This window comes from Candidatus Phaeomarinobacter ectocarpi (genome assembly GCF_000689395.1).
GTDB classification, from domain to species: domain Bacteria; phylum Pseudomonadota; class Alphaproteobacteria; order CGMCC-115125; family CGMCC-115125; genus Pyruvatibacter; species Pyruvatibacter ectocarpi.
In genome coordinates this window covers 1,344,965-1,356,568 of the sequence record NZ_HG966617.1, presented here as the reverse complement: position 1 = coordinate 1,356,568, position 11,604 = coordinate 1,344,965, and the positions used below count along the sequence as shown (strand labels likewise).

The 11,604-nt window shown below is 57.5% G+C and carries 11 protein-coding genes and 1 tRNA gene; 8 read left to right on the top strand and 4 right to left on the bottom strand.

Annotation, left to right across the window (positions count from 1 at the left end; all coding sequences use genetic code 11):
• Nucleotide 1: 1 nt before the first annotated feature.
• From BN1012_RS06420 to BN1012_RS06410, 3 genes are all read right to left on the bottom strand, one after another.
• Entirely contained in the window at nt 2–1,090 is a 1,089-nt protein-coding gene (locus tag BN1012_RS06420) for an efflux RND transporter periplasmic adaptor subunit (RefSeq protein WP_043948992.1), read from the bottom strand.
• Between the two features lie 143 nt (nt 1,091–1,233).
• Nucleotides 1,234–2,025: a transglutaminase-like domain-containing protein gene (locus BN1012_RS06415; RefSeq protein ID WP_043948991.1), complete on the bottom strand. Its 792-nt coding sequence runs from the start codon at nt 2,023–2,025 to the stop codon at nt 1,234–1,236.
• Between the two features lie 121 nt (nt 2,026–2,146).
• Nucleotides 2,147–2,234 (bottom strand) — tRNA-Ser (locus BN1012_RS06410).
• A gap of 338 nt (nt 2,235–2,572) precedes the next feature.
• Here BN1012_RS06410 and BN1012_RS06405 point away from each other — a divergent pair.
• Nucleotides 2,573–2,998 carry a hypothetical protein gene (locus BN1012_RS06405; RefSeq protein WP_043948990.1) on the top strand — a complete coding sequence of 142 codons (426 nt, stop codon included), beginning with the start codon at nt 2,573–2,575 and terminating at the stop codon, nt 2,996–2,998.
• 57 nt (nt 2,999–3,055) lie between these two features.
• Here the strand turns inward: BN1012_RS06405 and BN1012_RS06400 are convergent, their stop codons facing one another.
• The gene (locus BN1012_RS06400) at nt 3,056–4,393 is read right to left on the bottom strand and encodes an MmgE/PrpD family protein (RefSeq protein ID WP_052534705.1); all 1,338 of its coding nucleotides are present in this window, start codon (nt 4,391–4,393) and stop codon (nt 3,056–3,058) included.
• A 144-nt stretch (nt 4,394–4,537) separates the two neighbouring features.
• Here BN1012_RS06400 and BN1012_RS06395 point away from each other — a divergent pair, with 144 nt between their 5' ends.
• The 7 genes from BN1012_RS06395 (at nt 4,538) to BN1012_RS06365 (ending at nt 11,586) form a co-directional block, all read left to right on the top strand.
• The gene (locus tag BN1012_RS06395) at nt 4,538–5,542 is read left to right on the top strand and encodes a septal ring lytic transglycosylase RlpA family protein (RefSeq protein WP_043948989.1); all 1,005 of its coding nucleotides are present in this window, start codon (nt 4,538–4,540) and stop codon (nt 5,540–5,542) included.
• Nucleotides 5,543–5,689: 147 nt separating this feature from the next.
• On the top strand, nt 5,690–6,847 hold the full coding sequence (locus BN1012_RS06390; RefSeq protein ID WP_043948988.1) for a D-alanyl-D-alanine carboxypeptidase family protein: 1,158 nt from the start codon (nt 5,690–5,692) through the stop codon (nt 6,845–6,847).
• On the top strand, nt 6,847–7,509 hold the full coding sequence (tmk, locus tag BN1012_RS06385; protein WP_043948987.1) for a dTMP kinase: 663 nt from the start codon (nt 6,847–6,849) through the stop codon (nt 7,507–7,509). The genes BN1012_RS06390 and tmk overlap by 1 nt, the downstream gene beginning before the upstream one ends.
• Nucleotides 7,509–8,630 carry a DNA polymerase III subunit delta' gene (locus BN1012_RS06380; protein ID WP_043948986.1) on the top strand — a complete coding sequence of 374 codons (1,122 nt, stop codon included), beginning with the start codon at nt 7,509–7,511 and terminating at the stop codon, nt 8,628–8,630. The genes tmk and BN1012_RS06380 overlap by 1 nt, the downstream gene beginning before the upstream one ends.
• Nucleotides 8,631–8,647: 17 nt before the next feature.
• Nucleotides 8,648–10,213: a methionine--tRNA ligase gene (metG, locus tag BN1012_RS06375; protein ID WP_275450971.1), complete on the top strand. Its 1,566-nt coding sequence runs from the start codon at nt 8,648–8,650 to the stop codon at nt 10,211–10,213.
• Between the two features lie 3 nt (nt 10,214–10,216).
• On the top strand, nt 10,217–11,002 hold the full coding sequence (locus tag BN1012_RS06370) for a TatD family hydrolase (RefSeq protein WP_043948984.1): 786 nt from the start codon (nt 10,217–10,219) through the stop codon (nt 11,000–11,002).
• Between the two features lie 65 nt (nt 11,003–11,067).
• Entirely contained in the window at nt 11,068–11,586 is a 519-nt protein-coding gene (locus BN1012_RS06365; protein ID WP_043948983.1) for a superoxide dismutase family protein, read from the top strand.
• Nucleotides 11,587–11,604 lie beyond the last annotated feature (18 nt).

Here is an 11,604-nt window from a genome sequence, read left to right as displayed (position 1 = left end):
CTTACTGTTCGAAGGCGCGGACTTGCGTGCCCTCCGTCAGGAATGAAACACCGGCCGCCACAATCGTATCGCCAGCGGCAAGACCCGAAGTCACGACAATATCAGCACCGACGTCAGGTCCTTCCTGACTGATGGTGATGGCTGTGCGTGACACGGTCATGGTCTCAGCATCGACTTTCCAGGCAAAAAGGTCGTTTCCCTGTGCCAGGACGGCTGTGCGCGGGATTGTGATGCGCCCCTCTGCGCCATTGCGGTTTGCAATCTGCAGTTTGGATCTCAGAGTGCCGGTCATGCCAGGCAGGATCACAAGGTCCTCAGGCGGCTCGAAAGCAAAACGAACCTGAAATGTCTGTGTCCGGGGATCTGTCTGGGTTGAAGTCGATACGATTTGCGCCGGCACTTCTCTGTCAGGTGCGGCATCCAGAACCACGTAGGATTCAGCCACGTCGATCTGACCGGAATTGGCAACAAGCGTCGATGGCACCTGAACAACAGCTTCAGCTGCACCGGTAGACTGGAGCGTTACAATTACCGATTGGGCTCCAACAGTCTGAAACTGGTCAACATGCTTGGTCGCAATCACGCCAGCGAAGGGCGCGCGCAGCGTGCTGTCATCGAGCTGCTTTTGGGCGTCGTCGAGAGCGGTTCGCGCGACATCGCGATCTTTCAACCGCTCATCATATGTCTTTTGCGCAATTGTGCCCTTCTTGATGAGTTGGGCTGCTCTGTTGAACTGGGATTGCGCATTGCGGTAGGTCGCCTCCGCCTGCGCAACCTGGTTTTGAAATGCGCGCTGTTCCAGCTGACCAATCAAGTCACCCTCAGCGACTTGCTGCCCCTCAATGACCGGGAACTCCTGAAGCACGCCATTCACTTCGAATGTCAGGTCTGCGGTTGATCGTGCGCTGATCACAGCAGGCAGGTTCATCGTTCTTGTATTCTCAGACTGAACCACTTCAAAGAGCTTGGCTGGACGGACCGACGGGCCTTCACTGGCCTCCGGTGCGTCAGAACATGATGCAAGTCCCACACATAGTGCCACGATACATCCTGTGGCGGTGCGGTGCTTCCACATCTTGAGATTTGTCATTTGGAACACAAGCTGCTCTCCACACTGATAAAGTCCAACCGTCTCCAGAAGTAATGGTTTCCGGTCACTCTGGATACCTGAATTAGTGAGATGCGTAATCCGCATACATCAACTAACAAGAAGCGGACAGCAGGACTTCTGAACTACGGAAAATCTGATTCAGGTTTTGTGACGACAACGGATTGTTCGATGAACCTTGCTTGCCCAAATACGCCCAAAAAGGCGACGTCCGCGGCATCCTGGCCAACGCCAATCCGTGCGATGGTGTCTGCGGGCGCCATTCCTGTCGCATCGACAAGGTGCCACGTACCTTCAAGATAGATCTCCGCCACGGCGTGAAAGTCCTGAGGAGTAACACCCGGCGCATAGACGCTGACAAAACGCGCTGGAATTCCAGATGCGCGCGCAAGCGTTATCAACACATGGGCGAAATCGCGACAGATGCCTTGCCTTTGAACAAAGGTATCCCGAGCAGTCGTCTGGGCATTGCTTGATCCTGGAACATATTCGAAAGCTGAGTGGATCCAGGCACACATCGCGTCAATCTTGGCACCGCCATCCAGGTGACCGAACTGTGCATCGGTGAAGGAACTGAATTGATCAGACTGGCAGTAGCGAGACGGCATCAAATATCTCACGGTGTGCCAGGGCAGAAGATGGGGCTTCACCGCATTGAGTGCAGACAGATCGAGAACGGGTCGATCGACTTGTATGGAGGATTTGTAGGTGCAGCGGAATTCTCCGTCTGCGCGGATCCATATGCGGTCACCCAACCCCTCTTCGGCTGGCACGCGTGCCAAATGAGAGAGGTCCGAGAAATCAATGTCCGACATCAGGACCTGCTGGTCCGCCACGTCAGCGACTTCGACCTGCAAAAGCAGGTCCGTTGCCTCTGAAAGCTCATAGGCCAGGTGCATGTTTATGTTCAGTAACAAGGCACGACCTCATCGGCGAGATTACATAGCGCTTTGTCCGTTGCGAGACGGTCAGCACCCACAAGGGTCAGCATCCTAATCGCCAGATTTGCATCATTGGGGGTCGCATCGGGTGAGCCAATGGCGGAGAGGGAGGGATTCGAACCCCCGGGACCGTGAAGCCCAACGGTTTTCAAGACCGCCGCATTCGACCACTCTGCCACCTCTCCGCATAAAAGGCGCTGGCCTGCGGGGACAGCTTTAGCGGGGTCGGGGCAATTTCGCAATATCGGCAGGAATCTTTGTTTTTACGATGCTCCCGGGGCCATCAGAACAAGCGAATCAGCCGCGTTAACGCCGTTTGACGCGCTGGTTTGCGCTCATCGGTTTTCAAGGCAACAATGGGCCGTATTGCTTGCTTTTCCGGGGGTGCCCGTGCATTCAATCGGGTAGGACACGTGAACACGGCTGTTAAGGCCGGAAAACATCATGAAGTAAGCCCGCTCATGGTGGCTGTTGGCCGGACAGGCCCAGCAGCCAGAAGGCGCGGGACAAGGGGAGTTTTTGAATGCTCGAATATGATCTGGTGCAAACCTGGATACCGGCATCCATCATCGGCGTGCTGTTTGTCTTGATTTTGCTGGACAGCATGTGGATCGCCCGACGCGACCGCAAGGCGATGGAACGCTCTGGCGGTGACGGTGGACCCAGCACAGGCGGTGGCGGCGGTGGTCGCGACGCGCAAGCCAAGTGGCACGAACAGAACAAAGCGGACTTTGCTCAACGTCAGTGGACGGAAAAGAACCGTGAAATTCTGCGTAACAAGAACGGTACCGCAGCTCAGGCTGTGGGCGCTGCTCCGGCAGCATCTGTCGCCATGGGGGGCTCTGCCCCCCGTGCCGGCGGATACTGGGGCCCATGGCTGGTGCTGACGAGCCTCATCCTTGGCGCCGGCATTGCGTTCTACACCGTCTTCCCCATGCTTCAGGACTAGCCGGGACTATCCACGACACTACCAAACTTGCCGCCATGCTGAGCGTGCCGTGTGGCCTCAGGTAAAGAGCGGCAGATCGGGCAGGGCCTCTGCCATGGGTAGAGCAAGAATGGCCTCAGCAAGCTGCCTTGGCGCTGCGATGCCTCCAAACTCCATCAGACCCAGCGACTTATCAACGACCTGCGGTGGCAAAAGTGGCGCCTCGGGATCACCCTTGGCAAACCCACGTTCGGCACGATGGGTGCTGCCGTCTGTCATGACAACTTCCACAGCGCTGCCCCAATCAACGGGGTATGCTGACGCGTAAGGGTCGGCCACCTTGATGGTGATGCCCGACGCCAGCCGCCGCGCCTTGACCCTGGCCGCGTCATCAAATGACGCAAGGGTGACTTCACCATTCTCCAGAGCGGTCGCAATGCAGTGCTGCAGCGAGAATTTGGCCTCGTACTCACTCTCAGCAAGCGGTCGATCGCACACATCTTGAGCGGCTTGATAGGTTTCGACGGTTACGGAGTGAAACTCGTCCGCACTGGCGTGTTGAAGTGTCTGGGACAATTCAAGCGACGCATCAATCGCCGGGTGGGTATGGCGGCAGGACGGCCATGGTTTCATGGAGGTAAGGGCCAATTGCCAGGGGCCATCTAGATCAGACATCACCTGCGATACATCTCCGTCCGGGCAGGTCGCTGCAAAGAATCCACGCTCGCCTTCGAGAATTCTGGGTGGTCCGGTAAAGCCGAGAGCCGCCAAATCTGCTGACTGCACGCCGGCCTGCGCTGCATGGCCTGCATGCAAGTGTTTGGTCATGGCGCCTGTATCAAGAAACTCCCACAAGCCCGAAGACTGACTACCTGCGTTGCCCAACGCGTGAACTGTCTGGTCTTCATCCAGGCCGAGGAGTGTGGCCGCGGCCATGGCAGACCCGTAAGGGCCACACGTCGCCGTGTTATGCCAGATACGGTAATGGGCTGGACCCACCCCCATGCCGACACGGGTCGTGACCTCAAATCCCTCAAGTACGCTGCGCAAGAATGCAGGCCCGGATGCACCTTCGCGGAGTGCCATGACCCAAGCAGCAGGCACGACCACGCACCCGGGATGCACGACCGACGCGCGGTGGAGATCATCGGTTTCAAGAATATGGGTGAGAGCGCCCATAAGCAGTGCATGGGAGCCCGTGTCAAAAGGCGTTCCCGGTCGGCTGGGGCCATTGCCGGCCCAGCGCAGGAGTTTGCGCCCCTGTTCGCTGGCGCAGCCGCCAAGAGCATTTGCCACGGCATCGAGGACAAAAAGGGCGGCCATTGCAAGATCATCGGCTGTGGCCTCCTTGGCGCGGGCATGCTGCACTAGTTGTCGGGTCAGGGGGATGTCGGTTTGTGCGTGATCGGTGGTCATGAAATCGTAAACGCCTCGTTTACCAAATTGCAGGCATTCTAACTGTCTGAAATTCGGGTGGTGCCGGTGTCCACAAAGACAATGGTCCTGCCTGCTTGTGGTGTCTCGACGATTGACGGGGATAATGGGGCCATGAACGCGATAATGTCACGAACACGTACGCCGCGCATTGGCGCAATGCTTGTTGGACTGACTGGCATGCTGGTTCTTGCAGGCTGTGCGGAAACGCAGCTGGCAGGCGCTGTTGTTAAGGAAGTCAGCCGCAGCGAGATCCCAAGCGGCGAAGGTGGCTACTGGAAAGTCGGCAATCCGTATCAGATTGCAGGCGAGTGGTACTATCCCAAGGAAGACGAGCGCTATAACAGGACGGGCATTGCCTCCTGGTATGGTCCGCAGTTCCACAAGAAGATGACCGCCAATGGCGAAATCTTCGACATGTATCAAGTCTCTGCGGCGCATCCGACTCTCCCCATGCCGGTGATGGCGCGCGTGACCAACCTTGAAAATGGCCGCTCGTTGATCGTTCGCATCAATGACCGTGGCCCGTTCGCCCGTGGCCGTGAGATTGACATGTCCATGCGCGGCGCTGAGTTGCTGGGTTACAAAGAGCAGGGCACAGCGAAAGTCCGGGTCGAGTATCTGGGCAAGGCCGATGGCTGGACAGGTGAGCAGGGCCGCGTGCAGACGGTCAATGCACAGCCCGCACCGGTGGCTCCCGTAGCCGCACAGGCGGCATCGCAGATGCAGCCCGTTCAGGATGATGACGATGACATTGCAACAGCAGGCCTGCCCCCTGTGCCAAATGCACCGGTAGACCTGTCACTTCTGGCTGGTGGCGCGTCTGCCGCCGCCGGGGCCATTCCCGCAGCAGCGGCGCCTTCAGCACCGGCTGCGCAGACGACCGCTATGGCGCCTGTCGTTGATAACTTCTTCGTACAGGCAGGGTCGTTCCGCAGTGCCAGCAACGCCAATGCCCTTGCATCACAGCTTTCAGACCTTGGTCCGGTTGAAGTGACTGAGTCTGTTGTGAACGGCACGCCTTGGTATCGGGTACGGGTGGGACCCGTGAACAATGCTCAGGGCGCAGATGGGCTGCTCGAATCGGTTGTGTCACGTGGGCAGAACGGGGCCCGCGTCGTCATAAACTAGGCTCGAATTCCTCACCCAAAAAGGTGACGTTTCCATCAAAACTGGTGACGCCACTGGTGCAGGATGCTCATACGCGGTAATCCAGTTACAGCCTTATTTGAAGGGTACAAACGTACCCCCTTCGAGCTGGATGGAGCCCCGCGTTTTATGATTGCCCGCTTTACTCGATTTCCTGCTTTTCTGCTCGCCGCAGCGCTGGGTGCGGCCTCGTTCGCCATCGCACCTGCGCGGGCCATAGAGACCCCCGCCACCTATGTATCGCTGATGGACTTTGCGACTGGCGAAATCATCTACGAGAAGCAGGGCAACGAGCTGATGGCTCCAGCCTCCATGTCGAAACTCATGACAATGGTCATGTTGTTCGACGCCCTGAAAGACGGCCGTGTGACGCTGGATGATGAGTTTGTCATTTCAGAAAACGCCTGGCGCAAGGGTGGTGCGGCATCGGGATCATCCACCATGTTTGCGGAACTCAACAGCCGCGTACCGGTTCGCGACCTCATTTACGGCGTTATCGTACAGTCCGGCAATGATGCGTGCATCGCGATCGCAGAAGCACTGGCCGGTTCTGAAGCCACATTTGCTGAACGGATGACGGAGCGGGCCCGAGAAATCGGGCTTGAGACCTCCACCTTCAAGAACTCCACCGGCTGGCCGGACGAGGGTCATCTGATGACCGCCAACGAACTCGCAATCCTGGCGCGCTACCTCATCGAAACGCATCCTGAGTTTTACGAGATCTATTCCGTACGTGATTTCGAGTGGAACGGAATTACGCAAGCCAATCGCAATCCCCTCATTTACATGAACATGGGGGCTGACGGGCTCAAGACAGGACACACTTCCGTATCGGGCTACGGGCTTACTGCATCTGCCGTTCGTAACGGACGCCGGCTTGTGCTCGTGGTCAACGGTCTGAGTTCTGAAAAAGAGCGCGCCAATGAAACACAGCGGCTAATGGATTGGGCATTTCGCGAATTCCGCTCCTACAACCTGCTGGAAGCGGGCCAGGTTCTGGAGCGTGCGCCTGTCTGGCAAGGGTCAAGCCGCACAGTCCCCATGGTGATTGCAACGGATGTTGCACTTACGATGTCGCGGGACGCGCGCAAGGGCATGGAAGCGAAGGTCCGCTATGATGGTCCTTTGACCGCGCCAATCGCCGAGGGCGATGTCATTGGACAACTCGTTATCACCGGACCTGGCTTGCCCACACGCACATATGACTTGCAGGCGGGAACATCCGTTGAGGCACTTGGGATCTTCGGCAAAGCCATGAGCGCACTCGCGCAGCTGATCTCAGGCTGATGGCAACCGACACACAGCGCGGCAGGTTCATTACCTTTGAAGGTGGCGAAGGTGCGGGCAAGACAACACAGATCACACGGTTGATCGAGGCTCTGACCGCGCATCAAATCGCTGCGATTGCCACACGTGAACCAGGCGGCACTCCTGCGGCAGAGGACATACGATCCCTCCTGGTCAGAGGCAGCACAGACCGCTGGGCACCCTTGTCCGAAGCACTCCTTCTCAATGCCGCGCGCGTGGACCATCTCGAACGCCTGATCCGCCCGTCACTCGCCAATGGCCAATGGGTGATCAGCGACAGATTTGCAGATTCGACCACCGCCTATCAGGGGCATGCTCTTGGTCTGGGCACCCAGACCACCTCTGACCTTGAACAGATGGTGGTTGGCGATACGCAGCCAGACCTCACACTCATCCTTGATTTGCCCGTTGACGTTGGTCTTACCCGCGCGCGGGCGCGTGAGGCAGATATCAATGAGGGCGAAGATCGCTATGAGGGTTTTGATATCGCTTTCCACGAAACGCTGCGACAGGCCTTTCTCGACATTGCCAAAGACGCCCCCAACCGGTGCATCGTGATCGACGCAACACAATCGCCCGATGAAGTGGCCCAGGCAATCTGGCAGGCAGTGATCACGCGGTTTGCTGAGGTGACGTCTTAATGGCTCGCTCTCCTGAACCTTCTGACGTTCCAGAACCAGACCGGCTCGAGGGCTTCCCCCATCCTCGAGACACAGAGATGCTGTATGGCCACCAGCCAGCTGAAGACGCACTGCGCGAAGCTTTCATGGCAGGCAGACTTCACCATGCATGGCTGATCACAGGGCCCGCGGGCATTGGCAAGGCAACACTGGCCTATCGGTTCGCCCGGTTTCTGCTCAAATATGGTGACCCGCGAATTGTTGAATCCGCTGGAGTTGAGACGCTGCACATTCCCCCGGAGGACGAAGTCTTCAAAAGGGTATCGTCACGCGGTCATGCCAATGTGTTGACGCTGCGCAAGCCCTGGAACGACAAGACCAAGAAATACATGACCGTGCTTTCTGTCGATGAAGTTCGGCGGACGCATGACTTTTTCGGCATGAAGGCCGGCGAGGGCGGCTGGCGCATTTGTATTGTCGACAGTGCCGATGACATGAACACGAGTTCCGCCAATGCGTTGCTCAAGGTTCTTGAGGAACCTCCGGCCCAGACCATTTTTCTGGTTCTCGCAAACCATCCCGGGCGGTTGCTGCCAACCATCAGGTCGCGATGCCGCACGCTTCCGTTGAAGCCGCTCAGTCATGATCAGCTGCTGTCAGCGGTTCATGGACATCTGGGACACATGGCGGACGGGGATATGGAAGCTGTGGCCAAGCTGGCGCAAGGCAGCGTTGGACGGGCGCTCCTGCTGGCGGGCGGCGGGGGCATAGAGCTCTACCGCGAGATGCATGGCGTGATTGCAAGCCTTCCCAAGCCGGATGTCCCGGCGGTTCATGCCCTGGCTGAAAAGCTGGCGCGACGGGGCAACGACCAGGCCTATGAGATGTTCCGCGAGCTGTTGTCTGACTGGCTCGTGAGGCTGGTTCGGCAAGGCGCCGGTGGACCAGCAATGATTGACGAGGTGATTGCCGGTGAAGCTGACATCATGAACCGACTTGCAGCGGGTGCGTCGCTTGATCGGTGGGTGGAGGTATGGGAAAACACCGCCCGCACTGCCGAGAGGGCAGAAGCACTTAATCTCGACCGAAAACAGGTGGTTCTCGGCACGTTTGCAGCACTTGAAACTGCGGCGCGCGGGTAGCACTTGCTTCATACAAGCTGAAAGCCACCGCCATGTCCGGCGATAAGAATTTTTACATCACCACGGCCATTTCATATCCTAATGGCGCACCACATATTGGCCATGCCTATGAGGTGCTGACGACGGATGTCCTTGCACGCTTCAAGCGGCTTGATGGCTATGACGTGTTCTTTCTGACGGGTACGGATGAACATGGTCAGAAGATGGTGGAGACGGCGGAGAAAGAAGGTATCAGCGTTGATGACCTTGCCGACCGCAACTCGCAAAAGTTCAGGGAATTGCCGCCCGCGCTCAACTGCTCCAACAATGATTTCATTTCGACCCGCGAACCACGCCATGCCGTGGCCGCGCAGGAATTGTGGAACCGGCTCGTTTCAAAAGGCGACATCTATCTCGACAAATATGAAGGTTGGTACTCGGTACGCGATGAAGCGTTCTACACGGAGACCGAACTGACCGAAGGGCCCAATGGCGAAAAACTTGCGCCCACCGGCACAGAAGTGAAATGGATGGAAGAAGAGAGCTATTTCTTCAAGCTCTCCGCCTATCAGGACAAACTGATGGCGCTTTTCGAAAGCCAACCGGGCTTTGTGCAGCCGGACGCACGGCGCAATGAGATCATGTCGTTCGTCAACGGCGGCCTCAAGGATCTGTCGGTCTCTCGAAAGACGCTCAACTGGGGTGTACCGGTTCCCGGTGATGACGATCACGTCATGTATGTGTGGATTGATGCGCTCACGAACTACCTCACGGGAGTAGGATTTCCGGATACCGATCCAGACCAGCTTGCGAAGTTCTGGCCGGCGGATCTGCATATCATTGGCAAGGACATTCTGCGCTTCCACACGGTTTACTGGCCAGCCTTCCTGATGTCTGCGGAGATTGAGCTGCCCAAACGCATTTTCGCGCACGGGTTCCTCTACAACCGCGGCGAAAAAATGTCGAAGTCGCTCGGCAACGTGCTGGACCCGTTCGAGATGATCGAAGAATATGGTGTTGATCCGTTCCGCTACTTCTTCTGTCGTGAGGTCTCCTACGGACAGGACGGCAGCTACGGTCATGAGGCCATGGTCAATCGCATCAACGCGGACCTGGCGAATGATCTGGGCAATCTTGCGCAACGCTCGCTGTCGATGATCGGCAAAAACTGTGATGGCGTTGTGCCTGCACCCGGCGCGTTCTCGCAAGAGGACCAGGCAATGCTTGATGCGGTGGACGCACTGCTTGTGCCTGCGCGCAAGGCAATGGATGAGCAAGCCATTCACACCTATGCGGGCGATGTCTGGAAGGTCGTTGCTGAAGCCAACCGCTACTTTGCCGGTCAGGAACCTTGGGCGCTGAAAAAGACGGCCCCGGAACGCATGGGCACAGTGCTCTACGTAACGGCCGAAATCATCCGGCAGGTCGCCATCCTGGCTTCGCCAATCATGCCAACGTCATGTGGCAAGCTTCTTGACCTGATTGTAGTTCCTGAAGACCAGCGCGACTTTGCGGCCCTTGGACCCAACAGTCGTTTGGCTTCTGGCACTGCTTTGCCGAAACCCGAAGGTGTGTTCCCACGCTATGTGGAAGCGGAGGCCTGAGTAATGCTCGTTGATAGTCACTGCCATCTTGATTACCCGGGCCTAATTGAGGACCTGGATGGGGTTGTTGCCAGAGCAGGGGAGGCTGGCATAGGCCGAATGCTGACAATCTGCGTCAAGCTGTCCGAGTTTGAGCGCGTGCATGATGTTGCCAAGCGGTTTGACAATGTGTGGTGCACGGTTGGTGTTCATCCCCATGAGGCTGATAGCGAGACCGGTGTCACGGCCCAACGCATCATCGATGCGACCCAGTCGCCGGACGTGGTGGGCATCGGCGAGACCGGGCTCGACTATTTTTATGATAACGCGCCGCGCAAAGAACAGAAGGCCTGCTTTCTTGCGCACATTGAAGCTGCGCGCGAAACACAGCTCCCCTTGATCATCCACGCGCGCGATGCCGATGAAGACATGGCGGACATTCTGGAAACAGAACATGCCAAGGGCGCATTCCCATTCCTCCTGCACTGCTTCTCATCGGGCCCTGAGCTTGCCCAGCGCGCGGTGGCGATTGGTGGCTATGTCTCATTGTCAGGCATCATCACCTTCAAGAAGGCGGACGACATTCGCGAAACCGTGAAATTGCTCCCGATGGAGCGATTGCTGGTGGAAACCGACTCTCCTTATCTGGCACCGGTGCCGCACCGCGGTAAAGCCAATGAGCCAGCCTTCACCGCACACACCGCGGAAAAACTGGCTGAAATCAAAGGCGTCACGCCGGAAGAGATTGCTGCGGTAACAACTGCCAATTTTCATACGCTCTTCACGAAGATTCCACCGGTTGCAAACTGAGACTGGTGTCGGGCAACAAACAGCGTGACACTTGCTTCCTCACAAGAACAAACGAGGGAAACGCCATGAAACATTGTATTGCAGCGCTCGCATGCGCCGGGCTCATTGCAGGTGCGAGTTCCGCTCTCGCTGAACCACTTGAGGTCGACATCATTGGTGGCGAGGGCACAAGCATCGGTACTGCGACTCTCCATGATGCGCCTACGGGCGTTCTTATGCGCATCGAAATTGGAGAAGACGGGCTGGAGCCGGGTTGGCACGGGATGCATCTGCATTCGGTCGGAGACTGCTCCGACGTAGGCACGTTCAAGCTCTCCAAAGGTCACATCAACTTCGATGACCAAGAGCACGGACTGCTGAATGAAAACGGGCCCGACAACGCCGACCTGCCCAACATTCACGCGGATGATGACGGCGCCGTGAGTGCTGAACTCCTGACAACGCTGGTCTCCATGACCGGCGACCGCGGGCTGCTGGATGAGGACGGCTCGGCGCTGGTTATCCATGCCAATGAGGATGATCACATGACACAACCGATCGGCGGTGCCGGCGGACGGGTTGCATGTGGCGTCATCGGCGGGTAGTAGCCTTACTGACCTTGA